A 24,634-nucleotide genomic window follows, 5' to 3' on the forward strand; every position below is an offset into this window, starting at 1 on the left:
GAACATGCGTTGCGGGCCACCCCGCACGCGCGGCAGCGTGAACCCGCGGCCTGATCGTCGTGGGTTCGCAATGAGACGACCTTCCCGTAGCACCGGGTTGGCGCAACCGAGGCTTTCCCGGCGAAGCCTTCCACCCCCGCGCATCACGCCAAAAGAGAAGGGGCCTTGCGGCCCCTTGGTACGGCAGATCCCCCGTACTTCCTCAGTCCTGCGCGGCGGCAACGTCCACGCGAACCCGGATTCGGTCACCCGGATGATACGCAGTGCGGGTGTGGTAATCGCGACCCGCATATTCGTAGGTGACGTCGTAGCCTTCCACGTCGCCATCGCCGCCATCACGACGGTCGGACACCGGCTCGCAGACCCGCACGGTGCCGGTCGTGGTGTGTGAGTTGTCGTAGACCGATTGGCCCACGGCCGTCCCCGCTGCGGTACCCACCGCAGTGCCGAGCAGTCGCCCACCGCCATCGCCGAAACGACTACCGACCACCGCACCCAGCACGCCACCGAGGATCGTCGCACCCACGCGCCCACCGGGCGTGGACTGCTGACGGTCGCCATTGCCATCGTAATAATCGCCGCCCTGCGTGTAGCCATCATCGGCGGCGCGGGTGTAGCACTGCTGCCGCGGCGGTGGGGGCGGCGCGATGATCGGATCGACCCGTACCACGCGCGCATAGTCGTAGGCACCACCATCGCGGCTGTCGCCAGAACGGTCATCACGTGCGCCGTTGGCAGTGCCATAGGTCTGACTGTAATAGTCGGCATAACGCGACTGCGCACTGGCTGTAGCAACGCAAGCCAGGCCAAGCAGCAGGACGCCAAGGGTGGAGCGGATCATGGAAGGTCTCCTGCGCCGTTGCGGCGCAGGTGCATCGTCGATGCCATGGGGTGAAACAGTCCTGAACCGGGCCGCCGCCCGCAACCACGTTCAACCACGCGACAGACAACCCTCGGTGCGATCGACACTGCCAGCCAGGTTGCAGGCCGGCAGCGGCATCGTTCGATCAGCTGGAAAACTCGGCTTCCAGGCTCATCGGTACGGCCTTGAGTGCCTTGGACACCGGGCAGTTGCTCTTGGCGTCTTCGGCGATCTGCTTGAACCTGGCCGCGTCGATGCCCGGCACCACACCTTTCACTTTCAGGCGGATGTGCGACAACGTCGGCCCACCTTCCATCGACAGGTCGACTTCCGCGCGCGTCTCCAGCGAGGTCGGCGGCGAACCTGCTTCGGTCAGCAGGTTCGCCAGCGCCATGGTGAAGCAGCCGGCATGCGCGGCGGCGATGAGCTCTTCGGGGTTGGTGCCTTTCTGGTCGCCGAAGCGGCTGTTGAACCCGTAAGGCGTGTCGGACAACAAGCCACTCTGCGGCGTGGAAATCTTGCCTTTTCCGGATTTCAGATCGCCTTCCCAATAGGCGGTGGCGGGACGCGAAATACCCATGGGCCTGCTCCTGCGGATGTCGGAAAGAACCGCGAGCCTAGCCGGCACCGTGTTACCGCGCCGTACCGGCCGATGCGCCACTGACGCTGTGCTCGCGCATCGGCCTGCCGCATCGCGACAACGCGCGCGATCGCGTCCATCGCAGTGCCATGGCAAGGGGATAAATAGCGCCCGGGCATGACGACCAAACCCCCTAATGGTCGAAAAACACGAAAAAGCCGAGAAAAAAGCTTCATTTCCTCTTGGCGCCAACGCACACTTGCCCTACATTCCGCATGCCGACCGTTTCGGCCCGAACAACCCACCAAACACGGTACAACAGGACACATATGGCAAAGACCACCAAGAAGGTAGCGACCAAGAAGGTCGCCAAGACCGCCGCCAAACCGGCCGCGCCGAAGCCGATCAAGGAAGCCCTGACCAAGTCGGGCCTGGTCGCCCACCTGGCTGAAAGCGCCGCCGTCGCCCCGAAGGACGTGCGCGCCGTGCTGGCCGCACTGCAGTCGGCCATCCAGGGCTCGATCAGCAAGAAGGGCGCAGGCACCTTCACCCTGCCGGGCCTGCTGAAGATCAAGACCGTCAGCGTGCCGGCCAAGCCGAAGCGCAAGGGCATCAACCCCTTCACCAAGGAAGAGCAGTGGTTCGCCGCCAAGCCGGCCGCCACCAAGGTGAAGTTCGCTGCACTGAAATCCCTCAAGGATTCCGCGGCCTGATTCCCGGCGCGGCTCCTCGCAACACCTGCTCGGGACGGCTTTGGCCGTCCCGAGTCGTTTGTGGCGCATGACCATGACGTCATCGGCTTCCGGATTGATTCGTCGCGCACGTCGCAGCCGGGAATCGCGGTTCTTCCTGGCGATATCTCGATTCGCCGCAACCCGGGCTGATCGCGCACCTGGCCTGCATGAAGGACAGAGCATCCCGCCAGGCGCGCTACCCTGCTGCGCGGGCACCAACGGCATCGCATGCGGCGTGCTGTCGCACCTGTATTGCAGCCTCTACCCGGCGCAATGGCGCACGCGACCTGCTGCCTGCGCGACACACCTGGCGGCCGTGGGGCACGCTGGAACACTGAGTCACGCCCCACCCGCTCGCGGCGGGCAGCGCAGCCTCCTACCTTGGACGCCTGTTCCCCAGTCGCCGTGTTCGCCATGGGCTCCCGACCGCACCGCTACCGCATCACCGTCACCCCCGTCGAAGACGACGGCCATCCATGCAACGACCGTTGCAGCATCGAGTTCGAACACCGCGCCACGCAGGACTGGATGCGGCTGCTGGAAAGTGCCCAGCGCCACCGCCAGCTCAGCGCCGACGAACGCGCCGCCACGCTGGTGTCCAGCCGGCTGCTGCAGGACCTGGCCCAGCGCCACCGCGATGGCGTCGAAGATCCGTTCGCCCCGCTGGAACCCGCACTGGACCGCTTCATCGCCGGACTCGACCCGCGTCGCTGACGCCGGCCTGCGCCACATCCGTACACTGCCCCGCATCGCCACCTGCCGGGCTGCACATGCGCGTCCTTCCGATCCTGTTGCTGAGCCTGCTGCTGGGTGGTTGTTCATGCAGCCGCAAACCCGATCCGGAAACGATCATCGGCACCACGGCGACGCTGCCGCAGGCCACAGCCACTGCAGATCCCGCCGAGGCCGCTGTGGGACAGCGCCAACAGGCCCTGCGCGACGAACAGAACCGCAACCTGCGCCAGGCCGCCAGCATGCTGCACGCCTATCTGGGTGCACTGGCCAGCGGCAACCTGGAGACGGCCGATGCGATGTGGGTCGGCGGCAAGCCACCGCCGGCGCCAGACGACGCCGCGCTGCGGGCGCTGGGCCGCTACTCGGTCCGCATCAATACCGATGCACCCAGGCCGCTTGACCCGGACGTGTACCCCTCGCGTTCGCTGGAAATCCCCGTGCGACTGCGCATGAGCGATGCGAACGGCAACGTGCGCAACTGGGATGGCTGGTATCGCCTGCGCCGCAGGATCGGCAACGATGGCTGGGAGATTTCCACCGCTTCGATGCAACCGCGGATCGATTGAGGCACGGTTCACCGGCCATGCTTATGGTGAGTCGGGCGCGCTGGGCGTACCGCTCCTGGAATCCACACATGCTGGCATCGATCTTCCTCACACGCATGCGCGCCGCACTGGTCGCGATCGCGCTGGTCGCCGCATCCGTCACTGCCGCAGCGTGGGCACAGGGCAAGCCGTCCAACACGCTGTCGGTTAGTGCCCAGCAAGTGCAGGGCTATCTGCAGGCCGAATTCCCGCGCGATTTCGATGCGCTGGGCGGCCTGGTGTCGATGACCGCCAGCAATCCGCAGCTGACCATCCCGCGCGACGGCAACCGGGTCCAGATGCAGTTCGATGCCAGCAGCAACGGCAAGGCACTGGGCCGGGTCTGGTTGAGCAGCGGCCTGCGCTACGACCCGCAGAAAACGGCGCTGTTCCTGGACGCCCCCACCGTCGACCGCGTGGTGCCCAGCAATGGCCGTGAACTGCGCGAACGCGACCGCCAGCTGGTCAGCCTGTTCCTGCAGGACTATGCCAGCAGCGAACCGCTCTATCGGCTCGACCCGAAGCTGCTGGCCAACTTCGGTGACGTGCGGGTGGAATCGGCCAGCGTCGAGCACGGCCAGATCGCGGTGCATCTCAACCAGCCCGTGGGCATGCCGGACCTGAGCGATGCGAAGTAACGTCGTCCGCGGACGCCTGATGCTGCTGTCGGCCGGCATCGTTGCATTGGTCACGCTAGTGGCCTGCGGTCCGGAATCCTCCCCTGCAGCAGCACCGGCAACGCCGGCCACTCCCGCGCCAGGCGAAGCAGCGGCACCGGTAGCCGTGGATGCATCGGCGCCTGCGCCGGCCGATGCACTTGAAGTCCCACCGGCCATGTCCACGCCCGACAGCGCGGAGACGCACGTCAACAGCGATGACGCCACGCCCGCAGCCGCCGAAGACACCGTGCGTCGTTACTACGCGGCGATCAACGCCAAGGACTACGCCGCCGCCTATGCACTGTGGAGCAACGGCGGCGCCGCGAGCCGACAGACCTTCGACGCCTTCGCGGGTGGCTATGCGAACACCACGACGGTGCAGGCGACCGTCGGCAAGGCCTTCGATCCCGAGGGCGCCGCAGGATCACGCTACATCCAGGTCCCGATCGAGCTGGCCAGCCGGCGCAGCGACGGCAGCACGCGTCATTACCGCGGCAGTTTCACCCTGCGCGCGGTGATGGCCGATGGCGCTACGCCCGGGCAGCACCAATGGCATCTGGATTCGGTGGACATCGAAGGTTACGAACCGGCCCCGACTGCGTCCGCCCCGACGAAGTAAGCAGCACGCGGCACCTCTGCCGCCGCGCACCACGCTCAGCCCATGTGCCAGCCATGGCTGACCAGGATGCTCTGCCCAGTCAGGGCGGCACTGGCGAACTCGCACAGGAACTTCACCGTCAACGCGACGTCTTCCAGCGTGGTGAAAGTGCCATCGACGGTGCTGCCCAGCATCACCTTCTGGATCACCTCGTCCTCGCTGATGCCAAGCGTCGCGGCCTGTTCGGGAATCTGCTTGTCCACCAGCGGCGTGCGCACGAAGCCCGGGCAGACCACATGGCTGCGCACGCCATGCCTGCCGCCTTCCTTGGCCAGGGTGCGCGCCAGCCCCAGCAGGCCGTGCTTGGCGGTGACGTAGGCGGACTTGAGTGGCGAGGCCTCGTGCGAATGCGCCGAGCCCATGTAGATCACCGTGCCGCCACGCTGGCCTGCATACATGCCCGGCAATACCGCCTTGGTGGTCAGGAAGGCGCCGTCCAGGTGGATGGCCAGCAGCTTCTTCCAGTCGGCGAAGGCGAAGTCCTGGATCGGCGCGACGATCTGGATACCGGCGTTGGCGACCAGGATGTCGACCGGTCCCAACGCTGCAACGACCTGGGCGATACCCGCGTTGACCGCCGCCTCGTCGGTGACATCCATGGCGACGCCGATGGCCTTGCCGCCGTCCGCCTGGATCTGCACAGCCGCTTGCTGCGCACCTTCAAGGTTGAGATCGGCGATGGCCACATGTGCGCCTGCACGAGCCAGGGTGAAGGCGATTTCCCTGCCGATGCCGCTGGCGGCACCGGTGATGACGGCCACCTGGCCGTGGAGCGAACGGGACATGTTGGCACCTGCATTCAAGGACAGGCCACCAGTGTCTCGCAGCGCCACATGCAATGTCTGCCGTCAAAGTTCGAAGCGATAACTAAACTTCACCAGCAGCTGTTCGTCATCGCGTAACCGCAGGCTGTCCGACAGCAGGCTTCCGATGCCGTCCGCGCGCTCGGTTTCCTCGTAGCCACCGCGGGCATAGACCACGTACAGGTCCGACATCGGCGCCACTTCGTAGCGATAACGCACCTGGAAGCCCAGGTTCCTGACGCTGAAGTCGGGCACGTCCTCACCCGTCATCGCTGGCTGGGTACTGCCCAACACACGGTACGCACCGGTGGCATCGGCACTGATGGCCAGTGCCTGCAGCTTGATGCGCAGTTCCTGGCGGTTGCCCAGGTTCCAGGTCAGTCCAGCGTTGAAATGTCCTTCGCGCCCCCGGTACACGCCGACCAGATTGTCGGCCTGCCACACCGACCAGGCCGGGGAATGCTGCGCGTAGATGCCGGCGTAGACGCTGAAATCGTCGTTGACGAAATAGGTCGCCGTGTAGTCCACGCTGAATCCGGTCGCGCCCGGATCGGTGATCTGGCCGCGCGTGGCCACCGCCTCGACCTCGTGCGCCCAGCGACCCTTGCGCGGGCGGGTGTAGTCGTACACCAATTGCGTGTTGAATGGCTGCTCCACCGAGCCGTGGCCGCGGGTCAGCAGGTCATCCACGCCTGAATCGTTGAAGTTGACCTGCATGTACTCCTCGCTGCCGTTGCGCAGGTTGCCTTCGCGGCTGATGCGCAGCTGCTTGTTGAGCACCTCGCCGTGGTCGTTGTTGACCTGGCTGATGCGCCAGCGCCAGTCCTTGGACGAGTAGCGCGAATCGGCGGCCTGTTCGGGGAAGCGCTTGCGCACCTCCCAGTGGCCGTAGTTCATGCTGTTCTGCGACAGGTAGCCGGCGTCGTTGAGCTGCAGGTCACTGCCGAAATGCATGGCGATCCACTGCTGGCGCCAGCCATGGTCCATCTCGTAATCGGCCCAGACCGTAGCGCCCAGGCCGCGGGTGGTGTCGCCGTACTGTTCGATCTGACTGCCCATCAGCCGGGTACGCACGTTCCAGCGCGCGTTCGGCCGCCAGTTGTGGTCGATGCCCAGCACCGTGGCCTCGCGGTCCAGCCATGGCCGCTCGACCTGGGTGACCATCAGGCCCAGGTTCTGGGTGCTGAAGTCACGCACCAGCCGCAGCGCGCGGAACGAGCGCCCCGCCTCGCCGCTTTCATCTGCCAGGAACACCCCGTACTTGGTCGCACCCAGGCTGCCGTTGACCTTGACCGCCGCGGTGATGTCACCGGCACCCCGGCCGTCATCGGAAGGTCCACCGATGCGGCGCGTATACAGTAGCTGGCTGAAGTCCGAGGGCGTGGTGTATTCGAAAAGCCCCTGGTTCTCGGTGAAGAACGGGCGCTTGTCGCTGACATAGGTTTCGGTGGCATCGAAGTTCACCACCAGGTCGTCGCTTTCCACCTGGCCGAAATCCGGATTGACCGTAGCGGTCAGCTGGAACTGGCCGTTGGGCTTCCAGAACACATCCACGCCGCCGTCCAGCTCGGTACCACCATGCACGTTGTCGTACAGGCCGGACACGTACGGCGTCACCGCCAGCAGCGACTGTTGGTAGTCGGCCACTTCAACGGCATTGAAATCGGACAGGAAGCGCGGACGCTCGAAGCTGGCGGCCGGCCAGGCCATGCGCTCGCCGGTCGAGCCGATCACCCGGTCCAGGTAGATCTTCATCCGCCGGGTGTCGCCAGCGGCCTTGTGCATGGGCGCGATGTACCAGGGGATCAGGATCTCCACCGACCAGCTGTCGGCGTCCTCGCTGACCGCGTGCTTCCAGTTGCCGTCCCAGTCTTCGTTGAAGTAATTCTCGTTGGTGACGATGGCATCGTTGATGCCGTCGGTGGAGGACACCACGAAGTTGTAGCCGGTGCGCCCGTCGCCGTCGAAGTCGACCATCAGGTTGACCCGGTCGACCTGGTCCTCGAAGTCGCGCCGCACCTTCTGCCGGGTGCGCGGCACGCTGGCCGGCTGCACGTTGCGGAACGCCACGGCCAGGCCTTCAGGCGTGGCCAGGATCCAGGCTTCGGTGGGCTGGGTGCCCGGCGCGCGGGTCAGCGGCTGGGTCTGGCGGAAGTCGGTGATGTGCTGGGCGCCGGCCCATTCGGCCGGGTCGATGCGGCCATCGACTTCCACCGCCGCCGCTGGCGCGGCCAGGGCCGCCATCACGTTCATTGCCAGGATCGATCCACGCATTGCCAAGCTCCTCTCCCGCGGGCGATGCCCGTCTGGGTGCGAACAGTAGGAAGCTTGCCGGCGCGTGCCGACTGGCATGAGTCATTGCAACCTTTTGCCCCCGGACGGCATCGCAGGGGAACGGCGCGCTGCGGGCGCCGGCTGTAGCGGCCGTTTCAGCGCTTGGGCTGGAGCATGGTCCCGGTGCATTTCCTGGAACCGCAACGGCAGGCCCAGACCTTCTTCAGGCGTGCGGTGTGCGGTTCGGCCAGGGTGATGCCGTAGTTGTAGGTCAGCTCCTCGCCATCCTTGATGTTGCGCAGGGCCTCGATCACCACTTTGTCCTTGCGACGATCGTCGCCATCGTCTTCCTCGATCAGCGCCTCGCAGTTGGGATCGCAGCTGTGGTTGATCCAGCGGGCGCTGTTGCCGGCGCGGGCGCCGTCGATCACGTACTCATCGTTGAGGGTGAACAGGAAGGTATGGCCGCTTTCCACGTCGCCACCCTCGTCGGCATCGACCTGTTCGTGGGTGCGCCGCTCGCCCTTGTATTCGATCAGCCGCTCGCCTTTCTTGATGGCCGCAACGGAAAACATGCCGTTGCCATGGATGGCGGATTTGCGGGTGGCGATCTTGCGCGGCATCGAAGCGTCCGTGAGGGGAAAGTCTCCGCACATTGTGGCGGCGCGGCGCGCTTCCCGCTACTCATCCGCACAGGGAAGGTCGCCACGTTGCGCACCTGAGCCGCCCCGGAATGGGGGTCTGGCCCACGCCGGCGCGAAAGCGTACAATTTCGGTCCACTTTCGCAGTCCCCACCCGTCATGTTGCGCGTCACCAAGCTCACCGACTACGCCACCGTGCTGCTGACCGTCCTGGCCAGCCGCGTCGGCGAAGTCCTCAGCGCCACCGAACTGGCCGAGGCTTCCGGCCTGGAAGCCACCACCGTCAGCAAGGTGCTCAAGCCGCTGGCCCAGGCCGGCCTGGTCGAAGGCCTGCGCGGCGTGCACGGCGGCTATCGCCTGGCCTATGCGGCCAGCGACATCACCCTGGTACAGATCATCGAGGCCATGGAAGGGCCGCTGGCCATCACCGAATGCAGCCAGCAGGACAGCCAGTGCGGCATCGCCCACCAGTGCGGCGCGCGCGCCAACTGGCGTCTGATCAACGACGTGGTCGCCGACGCCCTGCGCGGCATGACCCTGGCGCAGATGCTGCAGCCGCCCTCTTCCTCTTCCACCCATGCCGAACCGCGCCGCCGCACCATCGCCGCGCGGGTCGCCAGCTGAACCGTAGGCAGCCCCCATGGCCACCGAAGCGACCACCCTCCCCGCACCACCGCGCAACGCCGAGATCATCGAACAGCTCGGCCGCCGCTATGACGCTGGCTTCATCACCGAGATCGAATCCGATTCGCTCCCGCCCGGCCTGAGCGAGGACATCGTCCGTGCGCTGTCGGCCAAGAAGGAAGAACCGGAATGGATGACGCAGTGGCGGCTCGAGGCCTACCGCCACTGGTTGACGATGCCGGTGCCGCACTGGGCCAAGCTGAAGATCGCGCCGATCGATTTCCAGGCGCTGAGCTATTACTCGGCACCCAAGGGCCCCAAGTACAAGTCGCTGGATGAAGTGCCCAAGGAACTGCTGGACACCTACGACAAGCTGGGCGTGCCGCTGCACGAACGCGCCAAGCTGGCCGGCGTGGCCGTGGATGCCGTGTTCGACTCGGTCTCGGTGGGCACCACCTTCCGCAAGGAGCTGGCCGAGAAGGGCATCATCTTCTGCTCCATGTCCGAGGCCATCAAGGATCATCCCGAGCTGGTCAAGCAGTACCTGGGCAGCGTCGTGCCGGTCGGCGACAACTACTTCGCCGCGCTCAACTCGGCGGTGTTTTCCGACGGCAGCTTCGTGTTCATCCCCAAGGGCGTGCGCAGCCCGATGGAGTTGAGCACCTACTTCCGCATCAACGCCGGCCACACCGGCCAGTTCGAGCGCACCCTGATCGTGTGCGAGGACAAGGGCTACGTGTCCTACCTGGAAGGCTGCACCGCACCGATGCGCGATGAGAACCAGCTGCACGCGGCCGTCGTCGAGCTGGTCGCGCTGGAAGATGCCGAGATCAAATATTCCACCGTCCAGAACTGGTACCCGGGCGACGAGGAAGGCCGCGGCGGCATCTACAACTTCGTGACCAAGCGCGCCGAATGCCGCGGCGCGCGCAGCAAGGTCAGCTGGACCCAGGTGGAAACCGGCTCGGCCATCACCTGGAAGTATCCGTCCTGCGTGCTGCTGGGCGATGACTCGTCCGGCGAGTTCTATTCGGTGGCCCTCACCCACCACCGCCAGCAGGCCGACACCGGCACCAAGATGATCCACGTGGGCCGCAACACCAAGTCCAAGATCGTCTCCAAGGGCATCAGCGCCGGTCGCGGCCAGAACACCTACCGCGGCCTGGTCAAGGTGGACAAAAGCGCCAGCGGTGCGCGCAACTTCACCCAGTGCGATTCGCTGTTGATCGGCAAGCAGTGCGGCGCCCACACCTTCCCCTACATCGAGGTGAAGAATCCGGGCGCCACAGTCGAACACGAGGCCACCACCTCCAAGATCAGCGACGACCAGATGTTCTATTGCCGCGCGCGTGGCATCAGCCAGGAAGACGCGGTGTCGATGATCGTCGACGGCTTCTGCAAGCAGGTCTTCCGCGAGCTGCCGATGGAGTTCGCGGTCGAGGCCAAGAAGCTGCTGGAAGTGTCGCTGGAAGGCTCGGTCGGCTAAGCCCACCGCGCGACGCCCCGCGCGTCGCTGCTGCCACCTCATTTTTTCTGCGGGCCCGAACGGTCCGCACACCGGATATCGCCATCATGTTGAAGATCGACAACCTCCACGCCTCCGTCGCCGGCAAGGAAATCCTCAAGGGCCTCTCGCTGGACGTGAAGCCCGGCGAAGTACACGCCATCATGGGTCCCAACGGCGCGGGCAAGTCCACGCTGGGCAACATCCTGTCGGGCCGCGAAGGCTACGAGGTCACCGACGGCACGGTGCAATTCGAAGGCGCCGACCTGCTGGAACTGGAGCCCGAAGAACGCGCCGCCGCCGGCATCTTCCTGGCGTTCCAGTACCCGGTCGAAATCCCCGGCGTGAACAACACTTACTTCCTGCGCGCCGCGCTCAATGCCCAGCGCAAGGCACGTGGCGAGGCTGAACTGGATTCGATGCAGTTCCTCAAGCTGGTGCGCGAGAAGCTGGCCGTGCTGCACCTGAAGGACGAACTCCTGCATCGCGGCGTCAATGAAGGCTTCTCCGGCGGCGAGAAAAAGCGCAACGAGATCTTCCAGCTGGCCGTGCTGGAGCCGAAGCTGGCGATCCTTGACGAGACCGATTCAGGCCTGGACATCGACGCGCTCAAGGCCGTGGCCGATGGCGTCAATGCACTGCGCAGCGCCGGCCGCTCGTTCCTGGTGATCACCCATTACCAGCGCCTGCTCGACTACATCAAGCCGGACGTGGTCCACGTACTGGCCGATGGCCGGATCGTGCAGACCGGCGGCCCGGAACTGGCGCTGGAACTGGAGGCCCACGGCTACAACTGGCTGAAGGATCGCGTGGCCCCGGAAGCAGCCGCATGAGCGCGCTGCTGGATTCGCTTGCCGCCGCATTCAGTGGCGACGCGGCACGGCGCACGGCGCTGGACGAGGCGCTGGCCGCTGGCCTGCCGACCCAGCGCGACGAGGCATGGAAGTACACCTCCCTGCGTGCGTTGGAGCGCCGCAGCTTTGCCGCCGTCGAGGCCGCACCGCAGGTCGATGCCGCGCTGGTCGCGCACATCCCGGCGCCTCGGCTGGTGTTCGTCAACGGCCGCCATATCGACGCCTTGTCGAACCTGTCGGGTCTGAACGAAGGCATCAGCGTGCAGCGCCTGTCGCAGGCGCTGGCCGATGGCGGTGATGCCGCGCGCTTCCTGGCCCGGCGCTTCGAGCGCGGCGATGAAGTCTTCGCCCGCCTCAATGCGGCGCTGGCCAGCGAAGGCGTGCTGCTGCGCATCGAGGCCGACGTACAGGCCACCACGCCGCTGCAGTTGGTCTTCATCGGTGCGCCCGATCCCACCGACCGCGCCTGGCACCTGCGCCACCTGATCGAGCTTCGCGCCAACGCGCAGTTGCGCGTGGTCGAACACCACCTCGCCAGCGGCGAGCACGCACATCTGTCCAATGCCCTGACCCACGTGCACCTGGCCCAGGGCGCGCAGCTGGTCCATGCCCGCACACAGCACGAGTCCGAGAAAGCCACCAACCTGCTGCGTACCGATGCAGTGCTGGCGCGCGATGCGGCCTACAAGCGCCTGGACCTTGAGCTTGGCGCGGCGTTGTCACGCCACGAACTCAACGTCCGCCTGGAAGGTGAGAACGCCCGTCTGGACGCCAACGGCGTGCTGCTGGCCAGCGGCCGTCGCCATGTCGATACACGCCTGGGCATCGACCACATCGCCCGCGACACCAGCTGCGGCCTGACCTGGCGCGGCCTGGGTGCTGGTCGTGGTCGTGCCGTGTTCCATGGCGGCATCCTGATCCGCGAAGGCGCCGACGGCACCGACGCACGCCTGTCCAACAAGAACCTGCTGCTGTCGGACAACGCCGAGATCGACACCCAGCCGGTGCTGGAAATCCACGCCGACGAAGTGCAAGCCGCGCACGGCGCCACGGTCGGCCGGCTCGATGCCAACGCATTGTTCTACCTGCGTTCGCGCGGCCTGCCGCAGGAGCAGGCGCAGCGCCTGCTGACCGCTGCGTTCTGCCGCGAGCCGCTGTCGATCATCGACGACGAGGCGTTGCGCGCGCAGCTGGCCGATGCGGTCGATGCCGCCCTGCGCCAGGCGGGTGCGGCATGAGCATCATCCAGGCCGCAGGCGCAACCAGCGAAGTCTCCAGCACCGAGGCGCTGGACTGGAACCGGATCCGCATGGATTTCCCGCTGCTGTCCCGCGCGGTGAACGACAAGCCGCTGATCTATTTCGACAACGCCAACACCTCGCAGAAGCCGGTGCAGGTGATCGCCGCGGTGGACGGCTTCTACCGCAACAAGAACGCCAACGTCAGCCGCGCTGTCCACGCGCTTGGCACCGAGGCGACCGACGCCTACGAAGCCTCACGCAACACGCTGGCCCGTTTCATGGGCGTGCGTGGCGATGAGCTGATCCTGTGCAGCGGCACCACGTTCGCGATCAACCTGGTCGCCTATTCGTGGGCGCTGCCAAACCTGAAGGCCGGCGACGTCATCCTGGTCTCGCGCATGGAGCACCACGCCAACATCGTGCCGTGGCAGCTCATCGCCGAGCGCACCGGCGCGACCATCAAGGTGGCCGAAATCCTGCCCGATGGCAGCCTGGACCTGGACGCGCTGTACAAGGCCATGACCCCGCAGGTGAAGCTGCTGGCCGTGGCCCACGTGTCCAACGTGCTGGGCACGGTCAATCCGGTCCGCGAGATCTGCAAGGCCGCGCGCAAGGCCGGCATCGTCACCGTGATCGACGGCTCGCAGGCCGCGCCGCACATGAAGCTGGACGTGGCCGCAATCGGCTGCGATTTCTACGCGGTTACCGGCCACAAGATCTGCGGCCCGACCGGCACCGGCGCGCTGTGGGCGCGACGCGCACTGCTCGATGCCATGCCGCCTTTCATCGGTGGCGGCGAGATGATCAAGGAAGTCAGCTTCGAGAAGACCACCTTCAACGACGTGCCACACAAGTTCGAGGCCGGCACGCCCAATATTGCCGGTTTCGTCGGCCTGGGCGCGGCGCTGGATTATCTCGATGGCGTGGGCATGGATGCGATCCGTGCACGCGAAGCCGAGCTGCTGGCCCACCTGACCGAAGAACTGAACAAGATCGAGGGCCTGCGCATCTTCGGCACCGCGCCGGACAAGGCGGCGGTGGTGTCCTTCCTGATCGACGGCGCCCACGCCCACGACCTGGCCACGCTGCTGGACCTGGAAGGCGTGGCCGTGCGCTCGGGCCAGCATTGCGCCCATCCGTTGCTGCAGTACTTCGGCGTGGCCGCGACCCTGCGCGCCTCGCTGGCGTTCTACAACACGCATGACGAGATCGAAGGCTTCATCACCGCATTGAACAAGGCGCGCAAGCTGTTGGGCTGATCCTCCCCGCCCCCCGTAGAGCGGGGCTTGCTCCGCTGGGGCTTTTCCATGACCTGATCGGAGAGCAGCGGAGCAAGCTCCGCTCTACAGGTGTGGACTTTCCTGTGACCTGGCCGCAGCGCAGCAAGCTACGCCCTACAGGATCGGTTCCAGCCGGCTGAGCGGTCCATCGTGGCCACGTTTTACAATGCACCCATGCACACCCTGACCTTCCGCGACGCCACCGGCGCCGACATCGACGCCATCATCGAGCTGGTGACCTCCGCCTACCGTGGCGATGCCAGCCGGATCGGCTGGACCACCGAAGCCGACATCCTGGACGGCAACCGCATCGATCGCGGCGTGCTGGAGCACGACCTCACCCGCCCCGACAGCCGCGTGCTGCTGGCCGAATCGAACGGCGAACTGCTGGCCTGCGCGCACGTCGCCAAGGAAGACGGCGCCGGCTACTTCGGCATGTTCTCGGTGCGCCCCACCCTGCAGGGCGGCGGCGTGGGCAAGCAGGTCATGGCCGAAGCCGAACGCATCGCCCGCGAGGACATGGGCCTGGCCAGCATGCGCATGAGCGTGATCGACGTGCGCGAATCGCTGATCGCCTTCTACGAGCGTCGCGGCTACGTGCGCACCGGCAAGTACAAGCCCTTCCCCTATGGCGACGAGCGCTTCGGCACCCCGCTGCGCGATGACCTGCGCTTCGAGCTGCTGGAGAAGCCGCTTGTTTAGGAGCCACCTGTGAGCGAGGACTGGACCTTCGTCTGCGCCACCGGGGAGCTGCTGCCCGGCGAGATGCGCAGCACCTTCGACGAAGTCACCGGCACCCCAATCGTGGTGTTCAACCTGGACGGCGACCTGTACGCGCTGGAAGACCGCTGCAGCCACGCCGAATTCGAGCTGTCCGCGGCGGGGACCTTCGATACCGAAACCGGCAGCGTGGAATGCGTGCTGCACGGTGCCCGCTTCGACATCCGCGAGGGCGCCCCGCTGTGTGCCCCCGCCTACGCACCGGTGCCCAAGTTCCCGGTCAAGATCGAACACGGCGGCATCTGGTCACGCGACGACCGCGACTGATCGCCCCCGCCGCGCTGGCGGCCCATTGCCCCCTGCCGTTCCCGCACCGCCAGACCCGGCGATGCGGGCGCCGCGCCGTGCCCGTAAGTCCAGCGAAACCTCGAACCACGTGAACGCTTGTTAATACAAATCGTTCTCATTACAATTTCGAAACGTTTCCGCGGCAGACATTTTTGGCGCCATCGGTCAAAAACCGCGACGCCCTATTCGATCTGCCCGTTCCCCGTCAGCCCAGCCACGGAATGACAGGGAACCCCGCACTCCCGTCAGCCGTCGCCAATGGGGGATCAGCATTCACTCCCTGGAAGACCGCCTGACATGTCGCACATCCGTTCCCGCAAGCACGCCCCCCACGCGCGCCCTCTCGCCGCTGCCGCCCTGGTCACCAGCCTCGCGCTGGCCCTGCCCGCCCTGGCCGCCGATCCGGTCGCGGCCAGCGCCGGGGCCGATGCGCCGCAGAAGACCGATCGCGACGATGCCACCACGCTGAAGGAAATCCAGGTCACCAGTTCGCGGGTGAAGGACTATTCGGCCAAGGACGTTTCCTCGGACAAATTCACCCAGCCGCTCCTGGACACGCCGCAGACGATCCAAGTGATCACCAATGACCTGTTCACCGAGCAGGGCGCGACCAATCTGACCGAAGCCCTGCGCAACTCACCGGGCGTGGGCACCTTCTATGCGGGCGAGAATGGCAACACCACCACCGGTGACGCCATCTACATGCGCGGCTTCGACACCTCCAGCAGCATCTTCGTCGACGGCATCCGCGACACCGGCTCGATCTCGCGCGACGTGTTCAACATCGAACAGGTCGAAGTGGAAAAGGGTCCGGCCGGCACCGACACCGGCCGCGCCGCGCCGACCGGCTCGATCAACATGGTCAGCAAGCACGCGTTCCTGCGCAATGCCGCCGCCGGCACGGTCGCCGCCGGTATCGATGGCCAGAAGCGCATCACCGGCGACTGGAACCAGGTGCTTGATGCGGCTTCCGGCACCGCCCTGCGGGTCAATGTCATGGGCCAGGACAGCGACGTCCCCGGCCGCGACAAGGTCAACAACAAGCGCTGGGGCATCGCACCGACCCTGGCCGTGGGTCTGGATACCGCGACGCGCTTCTACCTGGACCTGCTGTACGTCAAGCAGGACAACATCCCCGACGGCAACGTGCCCACCATCGGCCTGCCTGGCTGGACGCCCCAGCCTGGCCTGGAACAGCTCGCCGGCCATCCTGTGGATCCGGAAAATTTCTACGGCACCCGCGCCGACCATGACGATGTCACCGCGCAGATGGCGACGTTCCGTTTCGAGCACGACTTTTCCGATGCGCTCAAACTGACCAACACCGCACGCTGGGGCAAGACCGAGCAGGACTACCTGCTGACCGCCTTCATGAGCACCGGCGGTGCCACCGGCAACATCAAGTACACCGACGTCAACGACCTGTCGAGCTACACGATGGCGCGCAGTACCCCGACCTTCAAGGATCAGGAAAACACCATCCTGACCGACCAGCTGAACCTGCGTGCCGACTTCAGCACCGGCGCGGTCGTCCACAACCTGGTGACTGGCCTGGAGTTCACCCGCGAAGAGCAGAAGGCCTACGGCCAGGCCGTGACCGGCGGCACCACCTGGACCCCGGCCAATCTGTACAACCCGGACTGGAACGCCACCGGACTGACCTGGGCGCACAGCGGCGCCGATAGCGAAGGCAAGACCACCACCTCGTCGGCCTACCTGTTCGACACCCTGAAGTTCGGCGAGCAGTTCCTGATCACCGCCGGCGTGCGCGTGGACCACTACAAGACCGAATTCAATAGCCTGGTGGCCTGCGGTGCGCGTGGCGCGCCGGTCTGCGGCACCTCGCCCACCGGCACCATCGTCCCGGGCGTGGACGCCGACGCGTCCGACACGCTGTTCAACTGGAAGCTGGGCGCGGTCTACAAGGTCGGCAACCTGGTCAGCCTGTACACCAACTACGCCATCTCCCAGCAGCCCCCGGGCGGCAACAACTTCACCTTCAGCACCTCGGCCAACAGCCTGGACAATCCCAACCTGGATCCGCAGAAGGCCAAGACAGCCGAGATCGGCACCAAGTGGAACCTGCTGGACGAACGACTGCTGCTGAGCGCGGCACTGTTCCAGACCGAGGTCACCAACGAACTGGTCCAGGACCCGGCCGATACCGCCGTGTATTACCAGACCGGCAAGAAGAAGGTGTCCGGTGTGGAGCTGTCGATGGTCGGCAAGCTCACCGACAACTGGGCGGTCACGGCTGGCTACACCACCATGAATACCAAGGTGGAAGAAGGCGCGGCGGTCACCAGCGACGGGTCCAACAACCTGACCTATACGCCTGATGACGCGTTCACCGGCTGGAGCACCTATCGCCTGCCGTTCGGCCTGACCCTGGGCGGCGGCGTGCGCTATTCCGGCCGCATGCACCGCGGCACCGATGGCGCGGTGGGCACGCCGACCTACACCAAGTCGTACACGGTGTGGGATGCGGTGGCGACCTACACGGTCAACGATCACCTGGACCTGCGCCTCAACGGCTACAACCTGTTCGACAAGGACTACGTCGCATCGATCAACAAGAGCGGCTACCGTTATTCGCCGGGCGCGTCGCGCACGGTGCTGCTCAGCGCGGATTTCCGCTTCTGATCCGGCACTGATCCATCCGGCCGGTTGACCGGCCACTTCGCACGCGGGAAGGTCATGCCTTCCCGCGTCGCGTTGCAAGACAGGAATCCTCCATGCTGCTGCACGTCCCCGACATCCTTGGCCCCGACCAGCTACAGCAGATGCGCGCCGCGCTGGATGCCGCCGACTGGACCGACGGGCGGGAGACCGTTGGCGCGCAAGGCGCACAGGTCAAGCGCAACCAGCAGCTTCCAGACGCTTCACCGCTGCGCGAACAGCTGGGACAGCAGGTGCTGGCGGCGCTGGACCGCAGCCCGCTCTATTTCGCTGCCGCACTGCCCTTGCGCACGCTGCCGCCCCGTTTCAACCGCTACACCGGTGGCGGCGAATACGGCTTCCATGTCGATGGCTCGGTGATGGCCCTGGACCGACCCGGCCAGGCGCGCAGCCATGTGCGCTCGGATCTCTCGTGCACGCTGTTCCTGAGCGAGCCGGACGAATACGACGGTGGCGAACTGATCATCAGTGACACCTACGGCGAGCATGAAGTGAAGCTGCCGGCGGGCGACCTGATCCTGTATCCGTCCAGCAGCTTGCACAAGGTCGTGCCGGTCACGCGCGGTGCGCGCCTGGCGTCGTTCTTCTGGGTGCAGAGCATGATCCGCGACGACACCCGTCGCTCCCTGCTGCTGGAAATGGACACCGCCATCCAGACGCTCACGCGTACCGGTGGCGACCCTGCCGCAGTCCTGCAACTGACCGGCGTCTATCACAACCTGCTGCGCGGCTGGGCTGAGGTCTGATCGCTGCTTTGCAGCGCATGCGTCGTCGCCCCCTTAATTGAGATCGATTCTCATTTCATGGTGTAATAACGTCGTCGTTTGCCCATCGATCCCCGCCGGAATCCTCCGTTCTTGTCCCAGGCCGCCGCCCCGCTTTCCGCACAGCAACGCCGTGGCTTCTGGCTGCGCACGCTGCACCAGTGGCACTGGATCAGTTCGGCGGTCTGCCTGATCGGCATGCTGCTGTTCGCGGCCACCGGCATCACGCTCAACCACGCGGCCAGCATCGAAACCAAGCCCGTCGTCACCCATCGCACCGCGACCGTGCCAGCGACGTTGATGCGCTCACTGGGCACGCGCGAAGACGGCAAGGCACCGCTGCCCGCCGTGGTCTCGGACTGGCTGGAAGGCGAACTCGACATCAGCCTGGCCGGACGCGAGGGCGAGTGGTCGGCCGACGAGGTTTATGTCTCCCTGCCCCGCCCCGGCGGCGATGCCTGGCTGGCCCTGGAGCGCGCCAGTGGCGAGGTCGAGTACGAAGGCACCGACCGCGGCTGGGTCTCCTTCCTCAACGACCTGCACAAGGGCCGCAATGCCGGCACCGCGTGGAGCTGGTTCCTCGATGTGTTCGCGGTGGCCTGCCTGGTGTTCTGCATCACCGGGTTGTTGCTGTTGCAGTTGCACGCCGGCCAGCGCCGCATGACCTGGCCGATGGTCGGCCTGGGCCTGCTGGTGCCGCTGCTGCTGGCCCTGATCTTCATCCACTGATTTCCTTTCCAAGGACGCCACGCCATGACCAAGACCGTTCCGCTCACCCTGACCATCGCGCTCAGCGGGCTGCTGGCCATGCCGGCCTACGCGGCCACGCTGCAGGTGAAGGTGGACATCCCCACCCTCAACGTCGCCGAATACCACCGCCCCTACGTGGCCGTGTACGTGGAAGGCGCCGACGGCAAGACCGCCGCCAACCTGGCTGTGTGGTACCAGAACACCGACACCAAGGAAGGCCATGGCACCAAGTGGCTGCCGGACCTGCGCCAGTGGTGGCGCAAGTCCGGTCGCACGCTGGACCTGCCGGTGGACGGCGTGACCGGCCCGACCCGTCCGGCGGGCACGCAGACCCTGGACTTCGCAGCCAATGCACCGCAGCTGTCCGGGCTGAAGCCCGGCAGCTACACCCTGGTCGTGGAAGCCGCGCGCGAAGTCGGCGGCCGCGAACTGGTCAAGGTGCCTTTCACCTGGCCAGCCACTGCCACACAGACCGCCAAGGGACAGGGCAGCAGCGAACTCGGCGCCGTGTCGCTGACCGCCAAGCCGTAAACCCCTCTTCCCGATTCCATACCAAGGAGCAACCCGCATGAAGCGTTCCCTTTGCCTGGTGCTGGCCCTGGCCGCCGCCACCGCCTCGTTCTCCGCCGCCGCCCACAAGATGTGGCTGCTGCCTTCGGGCACTACCTTCTCCGGCACCGATCCGTGGCTGACCGTGGATGCGGCCGTGTCCAACGACCTGTTCTATTTCGACCATGTACCGCTGCGCCTGGACGACCTGGCCATCACCGCACCCGATGGCAGCACCGTGCAGTCCGAGAACGACGCCACCGGCAAGTACCGCAGCGTGTTCGACGTGGCGCTGAAGCAGGAAGGCACCTACCGCGTGGCGATCGCCAGCAATGGCCTGTTCGCCTCGTGGGAAGACAAGGACGGCGAGCGCAAGCGCTGGCGCGGCACGCCGGCCGAGTTCGCCGCCAAGGTGCCCAAGGACGCCAAGAACCTGCAGGTCTCGCAGAACGCGATGCGCGTGGAAACCTTCGCCACCCGCGGCGCGCCGACCACCACCGCGCTCAAGCCGAGCGGCGTCGGCCTGGAACTGGTGCCGGTCACCCACCCCAACGACCTGTTCGCTGGTGAAGCGGCCAGCTTCAAGTTGGTGATCGACGGCAAGCCGGCGCCGGATCTGGAAGTGAGCGTGATCCGCGGCGACACCCGCTATCGCAACGCCCAGGAAGAGATCAAGGTGAAGACCGACGCGCAGGGCGCTTTCAGCGTGACCTGGCCGCAGGCCGGCATGTACTGGCTCAACGCCAGCGCGCAGGACAGCAAGACCTCGTTGCCGCAGGCCAAGGAGCGTCGCCTGAACTACGTGGCCACGCTGGAAGTGCTGCCGCAGTAAGGTGGCCGGCACCGGTGCGGCGACGTTCGTCGCACCGGTGTTTCGCAGCACGCAGCAAGTTACTCGCATGCACGCATCGCTTTCGCCCACGCGCCCGCCCACGCTTGCCAAGCTTGGCGGCGCGACCATGGGCACGACCTGGTCTGCCAGCCTGGTCATTCCCGATGGCGCGGACTTGCATCCGCTGCACGACCTGATGCAGCGCGCGCTGGACCGTGTGGTCGCGCAGATGAGTACCTGGGAAGCCGACTCGGACCTGTCGCGTTTCAACCGCGCCGCACCCGGCACCTGGCAGGTGTTGCCGCAGGATTTCGCCCGGGTCATGACCTACGCATTGCAGGTCGCGCGCGACAGCGATGGCGCGTTCGACCCGGCGATGGGCGCACTGGTGCAGGCCTGGGGATTCGGCGCGTGCGGTGGTCGGCCCGGTGTTCCCACGGATGCAAAACTCGCTGCTGCGCGTGGGCGTCCCCGCGTCGCACAGCTGGCTTTGCGTGATGACCCATGGGCATTGTTCCAGCCCGGCGGCGTGCAGCTGGATTTATCAGCCATCGCCAAGGGCTATGCAGTCGACCTGCTGATCGAAACATTGCGCAGTCGCGGCATCGACGACGCGCTGGTGGAAGTCGGCGGAGAGCTGCGCGGGCAAGGCCGCAAACCCGATGGCACGCCCTGGCGCGTGCTGGTGGAAACCGGCGCCGATGAACATTCAACGCTGCCACCGCGCGTGCTGGCGCTGGATGGCCTCGCCGTGGCCACCTCCGGCGATCGCTGGCACCGGTTTGAACACGACGGCGTGCGTTACGCGCATACGCTGGACCCGCGTTCGGGCTACCCAGTCACCCAGGCGGCCGCAGCGGTCACGGTGATCGCCGCGACCGCGATGGAGGCCGATGCCTGGGCCACCGCGCTCACGGTCATGGGCACCGAGGAAGGCCTGCGGTTCGCAGCGGCGCGATCACTTGCCGCACGCTTCGTGGTGCAGTCCGCAGCCGGTGCGCAGGAGCAGATGAGCGACGCCTTCGCCGCACTGCTGGCGGCATGAACGCCTCGCCACGGCGCATCCCGGGCACCGCGCTGGGCAATGGCCTGGTGATGCTGGCCCTGGCCGGGGTGGCAGTGGCGCTGTTCGCCTGGCAACCGGGCGACTGGTGGCGCGGGTCGCCGCGTCCGGGACGCTGGATCGGTGCCGGCGCCAGCCTGCTGGCCTACCTGGGCTTCAGCGGCTGGATCCTGTGGCGCGCGCGCGCCGGGCACGCGGCACTACCCGCGACCCAGCTCGACGGCAGCACGGTGCTGGTCGCCCATGCCAGCCAGACCGGCTACGCGATAGCCCTGGCCACCCGCACCGCGCAATCGTTGCGCGAAGGTGGCATCGACGTGCACCAGCTACCGCTGGCCTCGCTGGATGCCGCAGCGCTGGCGCGCTACCGGCGCGCGTTGTTCGTGGCCAGCACCACCGGCGAGGGCGATCCGCCGGACCTGGCGCTGAGCTTCGTCCGCGATGTCATGCAGGGTTCGGCCGCCCTGGATCAGCTGCAGTACGCAGTGCTGGCGCTGGGCGATGCCACCTACACGCAGTACTGCGCGTTCGGCCGGCAGCTCGACGCCTGGCTGCGCACGCATGGCGCCACGCCGCTGTTCGACCGCGTGGACGTGGACAACGCCGATGACGGCGCGCTGCGCCACTGGCAACACCACCTGTCGCTGCTGGCCGGCAACGCTGACCTGAGCGACTGGAGCCCACCGCGTTACGAGGCCTGGACGCTCAGCGCGCGTGCGCTGCTCAATGCCGGCAGCGTCGGCGGGCCGGTCTACCACCTGGCCCTGACACCCCCTGCGGCGATGCCCGACTGGCAGGCCGGCGACCTTGTGGAAATCGGCCCGCGCCATCCAGCGAACGTTGTTTCGGAGTGGCTGCATCGCATCGCGGTGTCAGGTGATTCGATCGTTATGGTGGATGGCGCATCGATGCCGTTGTCACAGGTCCTGACCACGCGACAGCTGCCGGACAACCTCCCACGCGATGCAACTGCGCAGACACTGGCCGACACCTTGCCACTGCTGCCGCACCGCGAATACTCCATCGCCTCGCTGCCCGCCGAGGGCGCGCTGCACCTGCTGCTGCGTCGCATGCAGCGCCCGGATGGAAGCCCGGGCCTGGCCAGCGGCTGGCTGTGCGATCACGCGCCGCTGGGCGCGCCCATCGACCTGCGGCTGCGCGCCAATCCCAACTTCCATCCGCCTTCAACCGACAGGCCGCTGATCCTGATCGGCAACGGCACCGGCATTGCCGGGCTGCGCGCGCTGCTCAAGTCCCGCATCGCGGCAGGCGCACGACGCAACTGGCTGTTGTTCGGCGAGCGCCAGCGCGCGCATGACTTCCACCATGGTGAGGATTTCACCACCTGGCAGTCGCAGGGCTGGCTGGAGCGCATGGACCTGGCGTTCTCGCGCGACGGCACTTCACGCAGCTATGTGCAGGACGCCCTGCGCGCCGCATCGACGACGCTACAGGCCTGGATCGCAGACGGTGCAGCCGTGTATGTCTGCGGCAGCCTGGATGGCATGGCACCTGGCGTGGATGTGGTGTTGCAGGAAACCCTGGGCGAAACGCTGGTCGAACAGCTGCGACTGCAGGGCCGTTATCGCCGCGACGTGTATTGATCGAAGCGGTTATTCCGATGCCGGCGCGCTGAACTTCACCGCGATCAGCTCGCCACCGCCGTCCAACGCGTAGCGCACGCGCCCCGGTGCGCCATACAACAGCGCCGTGTCGCCGGCCCATAGCGGCGGCAGTCCAGAGGCCGCATCGAAACGCGCCTGCCCGCCGATCAGATGGATCGCCCAATGCGTGTGTTCGTCGGCGAAGAAGAACATCGGTCCCACCAGCGGGCGCAGCAGCAGTTCGGCATCCAGCGACTGCGAGCGCCACATCAGGTTGAAGTCGTGGGTGAGGCCATCGACCAACTCACCACGCAGGCCGCGTTCACCACTGAAGCGGTGGCGCGCATGCGGCGGCGACAAGGTCACCGTTTCGCCATCGTCGAAACACAGCCGCACGCCATTGCCATGCAGCAGGACCAGCTCGCGTTCGACACCGGGGAATGCCGAGAACGCCGCGTCCTGTTCGATCTCGGCGATGGACAGGCGCCAGTCCCAGTCATCACCCTCGCTGGAAGCGGCGATCTGGCGGGTCCAGCCCAGGCCGTTGCGCCAGCGTTCGCGGCGGTATTCGTTGGCGGGAATCACGCGCGAAGCGTGCGGCGCGGGCAAGGACTGAGTCATGCCCATCAGTCTAGCCCGAGCCCAAAATAGAACCGCCCGGGTGCGTGCGGCGCACCCGGGCGGAAGTACTTCCCTGTCGGCATCGTGCCTTGATCCATCGGCGTCCTGCCCCCCTCGTCTCACACCCAGCCAGGTGATGAGGTACATCCCTGTCGGCATCCCTGCCGGTCACGTGGCGTCCTGCCCTCTAGGTCGCGACGGTGCGTCCTGCTCCGCCGCGTCCCGTGACGTCTTGCAGCCGTTAGCGGCGCGCCACCGGCGTGGCCGGCGCAGCAGCGGCAGACGGCTTCTTCGGTGCCGCCGCCGAGCGGCCCACCTCGATGCGGTCGCGATTCTTTTCGACGGTCTTCAGGCCGATGCCCTTGACCATGGCCAGTTCCTCGGCGCTCTTGAACGGTCCGTTGGTCTTGCGGTAATCCACGATGGCCTGCGCCTTGCTGGCCCCGACATTCAGCAGCACCGCATCCAGCGCGGCGGCGTCAGCGGTATTGATGTTCACCTTGGTGTCGGTGGCATGCGCGGCGGTGGCCAGCGCCAACGACAGGAACAGCGACTTGATCAGGATGGAAACGGATTTCATGGCAACACTCCTTGTGGCGATGAGGTGATTGGGTTCCGGGAGGCGACGGTGCCTGTCGTCCGGTGTGCACAGTCTCCCCCTCGGCACGGA

Annotated in this window: 26 protein-coding genes; 19 read left to right on the top strand and 7 right to left on the bottom strand. The window is 66.4% G+C overall.

The genetic code is table 11. From position 1 onward, the window contains the following. Positions 1-202: 202 nt before the first annotated feature. Positions 203-841 carry a glycine zipper 2TM domain-containing protein gene (locus O8I58_RS05775; RefSeq protein WP_298321451.1) on the bottom strand — a complete coding sequence of 213 codons (639 nt, stop codon included), beginning with the start codon at positions 839-841 and terminating at the stop codon, positions 203-205. Positions 842-1,007: 166 nt separating this feature from the next. After that, complete coding sequence (locus tag O8I58_RS05780; RefSeq protein WP_298321454.1) at positions 1,008-1,442, bottom strand: OsmC family protein; 435 nt, start codon at positions 1,440-1,442, stop codon at positions 1,008-1,010. A gap of 329 nt (positions 1,443-1,771) precedes the next feature. Between O8I58_RS05780 and O8I58_RS05785 the strand changes: the two genes are divergently transcribed. The 5 genes from O8I58_RS05785 to O8I58_RS05805 all read left to right on the top strand — a co-directional run bounded on the left by O8I58_RS05785 (position 1,772) and on the right by O8I58_RS05805 (position 4,773). Then, on the top strand, positions 1,772-2,155 hold the full coding sequence (locus O8I58_RS05785; protein ID WP_298321456.1) for an HU family DNA-binding protein: 384 nt from the start codon (positions 1,772-1,774) through the stop codon (positions 2,153-2,155). 435 nt (positions 2,156-2,590) lie between these two features. After that, positions 2,591-2,890, top strand: coding sequence for a DUF3861 domain-containing protein (locus tag O8I58_RS05790; RefSeq protein WP_298321457.1), 300 nt, complete (start codon positions 2,591-2,593; stop codon positions 2,888-2,890). Between the two features lie 56 nt (positions 2,891-2,946). Beyond that, positions 2,947-3,477 carry a hypothetical protein gene (locus tag O8I58_RS05795; protein ID WP_298321458.1) on the top strand — a complete coding sequence of 177 codons (531 nt, stop codon included), beginning with the start codon at positions 2,947-2,949 and terminating at the stop codon, positions 3,475-3,477. Between the two features lie 68 nt (positions 3,478-3,545). Next, complete coding sequence (locus O8I58_RS05800; RefSeq protein ID WP_298321459.1) at positions 3,546-4,133, top strand: YceB family lipoprotein; 588 nt, start codon at positions 3,546-3,548, stop codon at positions 4,131-4,133. Continuing rightward, the gene (locus O8I58_RS05805) at positions 4,123-4,773 is read left to right on the top strand and encodes a hypothetical protein (protein WP_298321460.1); all 651 of its coding nucleotides are present in this window, start codon (positions 4,123-4,125) and stop codon (positions 4,771-4,773) included. The genes O8I58_RS05800 and O8I58_RS05805 overlap by 11 nt, the downstream gene beginning before the upstream one ends. 35 nt (positions 4,774-4,808) lie before the next feature. On the opposite strand, the gene O8I58_RS05810 is transcribed toward O8I58_RS05805, so the two are convergent. The 3 genes from O8I58_RS05810 to O8I58_RS05820 form a co-directional block, all read right to left on the bottom strand. Continuing rightward, positions 4,809-5,597 carry a 3-hydroxybutyrate dehydrogenase gene (locus tag O8I58_RS05810; RefSeq protein WP_298321461.1) on the bottom strand — a complete coding sequence of 263 codons (789 nt, stop codon included), beginning with the start codon at positions 5,595-5,597 and terminating at the stop codon, positions 4,809-4,811. A gap of 63 nt (positions 5,598-5,660) precedes the next feature. After that, positions 5,661-7,889 (bottom strand): DUF5916 domain-containing protein, encoded by a 2,229-nt coding sequence (locus tag O8I58_RS05815; RefSeq protein ID WP_298321462.1) that lies wholly within the window; start codon positions 7,887-7,889, stop codon positions 5,661-5,663. 155 nt (positions 7,890-8,044) lie between these two features. Further along, positions 8,045-8,512, bottom strand: a complete 468-nt coding sequence (locus O8I58_RS05820; protein WP_298321463.1) for an SET domain-containing protein — start codon at positions 8,510-8,512, stop codon at positions 8,045-8,047. A 178-nt stretch (positions 8,513-8,690) separates the two neighbouring features. Between O8I58_RS05820 and O8I58_RS05825 the strand changes: the two genes are divergently transcribed. The 14 genes from O8I58_RS05825 to O8I58_RS05890 all read left to right on the top strand — a co-directional run bounded on the left by O8I58_RS05825 (position 8,691) and on the right by O8I58_RS05890 (position 23,343). After that, complete coding sequence (locus O8I58_RS05825; protein ID WP_298321464.1) at positions 8,691-9,155, top strand: SUF system Fe-S cluster assembly regulator; 465 nt, start codon at positions 8,691-8,693, stop codon at positions 9,153-9,155. A 16-nt stretch (positions 9,156-9,171) separates the two neighbouring features. Beyond that, positions 9,172-10,641, top strand: a complete 1,470-nt coding sequence (gene sufB, locus O8I58_RS05830) for a Fe-S cluster assembly protein SufB (RefSeq protein WP_298321465.1) — start codon at positions 9,172-9,174, stop codon at positions 10,639-10,641. An 86-nt stretch (positions 10,642-10,727) separates the two neighbouring features. Beyond that, the gene (gene sufC / locus O8I58_RS05835; protein ID WP_298321466.1) at positions 10,728-11,492 is read left to right on the top strand and encodes a Fe-S cluster assembly ATPase SufC; all 765 of its coding nucleotides are present in this window, start codon (positions 10,728-10,730) and stop codon (positions 11,490-11,492) included. Beyond that, positions 11,489-12,751, top strand: coding sequence for a Fe-S cluster assembly protein SufD (gene sufD, locus O8I58_RS05840; RefSeq protein WP_298321467.1), 1,263 nt, complete (start codon positions 11,489-11,491; stop codon positions 12,749-12,751). The genes sufC and sufD overlap by 4 nt, the downstream gene beginning before the upstream one ends. Then, positions 12,748-14,013 carry a cysteine desulfurase gene (locus tag O8I58_RS05845; RefSeq protein ID WP_298321468.1) on the top strand — a complete coding sequence of 422 codons (1,266 nt, stop codon included), beginning with the start codon at positions 12,748-12,750 and terminating at the stop codon, positions 14,011-14,013. Before sufD ends, O8I58_RS05845 begins: the two co-directional genes overlap by 4 nt. Before the next feature lie 195 nt (positions 14,014-14,208). After that, positions 14,209-14,736 carry a GNAT family N-acetyltransferase gene (locus tag O8I58_RS05850; RefSeq protein ID WP_298321469.1) on the top strand — a complete coding sequence of 176 codons (528 nt, stop codon included), beginning with the start codon at positions 14,209-14,211 and terminating at the stop codon, positions 14,734-14,736. A gap of 9 nt (positions 14,737-14,745) precedes the next feature. Further along, positions 14,746-15,081 carry a non-heme iron oxygenase ferredoxin subunit gene (locus tag O8I58_RS05855; protein WP_298321470.1) on the top strand — a complete coding sequence of 112 codons (336 nt, stop codon included), beginning with the start codon at positions 14,746-14,748 and terminating at the stop codon, positions 15,079-15,081. A 318-nt stretch (positions 15,082-15,399) separates the two neighbouring features. Continuing rightward, complete coding sequence (locus O8I58_RS05860) at positions 15,400-17,745, top strand: catecholate siderophore receptor Fiu (protein ID WP_298321471.1); 2,346 nt, start codon at positions 15,400-15,402, stop codon at positions 17,743-17,745. 92 nt (positions 17,746-17,837) lie between these two features. Continuing rightward, on the top strand, positions 17,838-18,527 hold the full coding sequence (locus O8I58_RS05865; protein WP_298321472.1) for a Fe2+-dependent dioxygenase: 690 nt from the start codon (positions 17,838-17,840) through the stop codon (positions 18,525-18,527). 111 nt (positions 18,528-18,638) lie between these two features. Then, positions 18,639-19,274 (top strand): PepSY-associated TM helix domain-containing protein, encoded by a 636-nt coding sequence (locus tag O8I58_RS05870; RefSeq protein ID WP_298321473.1) that lies wholly within the window; start codon positions 18,639-18,641, stop codon positions 19,272-19,274. Between the two features lie 24 nt (positions 19,275-19,298). Next, on the top strand, positions 19,299-19,826 hold the full coding sequence (locus O8I58_RS05875; protein WP_298321474.1) for a DUF2271 domain-containing protein: 528 nt from the start codon (positions 19,299-19,301) through the stop codon (positions 19,824-19,826). Positions 19,827-19,863: 37 nt separating this feature from the next. Next, on the top strand, positions 19,864-20,676 hold the full coding sequence (locus O8I58_RS05880; RefSeq protein ID WP_298321475.1) for a DUF4198 domain-containing protein: 813 nt from the start codon (positions 19,864-19,866) through the stop codon (positions 20,674-20,676). Between the two features lie 67 nt (positions 20,677-20,743). After that, positions 20,744-21,721 carry an FAD:protein FMN transferase gene (locus O8I58_RS05885; RefSeq protein ID WP_298321476.1) on the top strand — a complete coding sequence of 326 codons (978 nt, stop codon included), beginning with the start codon at positions 20,744-20,746 and terminating at the stop codon, positions 21,719-21,721. Next, positions 21,718-23,343, top strand: a complete 1,626-nt coding sequence (locus O8I58_RS05890) for a sulfite reductase subunit alpha (protein ID WP_298321477.1) — start codon at positions 21,718-21,720, stop codon at positions 23,341-23,343. The genes O8I58_RS05885 and O8I58_RS05890 overlap by 4 nt, the downstream gene beginning before the upstream one ends. Positions 23,344-23,352: 9 nt before the next feature. Here O8I58_RS05890 and O8I58_RS05895 read toward each other — a convergent pair whose 3' ends face one another. Together O8I58_RS05895 and O8I58_RS05900 are read right to left on the bottom strand one after the other, a co-directional pair. Continuing rightward, positions 23,353-23,964, bottom strand: a complete 612-nt coding sequence (locus O8I58_RS05895) for a HutD/Ves family protein (protein ID WP_298321478.1) — start codon at positions 23,962-23,964, stop codon at positions 23,353-23,355. A 241-nt stretch (positions 23,965-24,205) separates the two neighbouring features. Then, a complete protein-coding gene (locus O8I58_RS05900; protein ID WP_298321479.1) occupies positions 24,206-24,544 on the bottom strand; it encodes a ComEA family DNA-binding protein in 339 nt (112 codons plus the stop codon). Positions 24,545-24,634 lie beyond the last annotated feature (90 nt).

Source organism: Pseudoxanthomonas sp. (assembly GCF_027498035.1).
Classification (GTDB): Bacteria; Pseudomonadota; Gammaproteobacteria; order Xanthomonadales; family Xanthomonadaceae; genus Pseudoxanthomonas_A.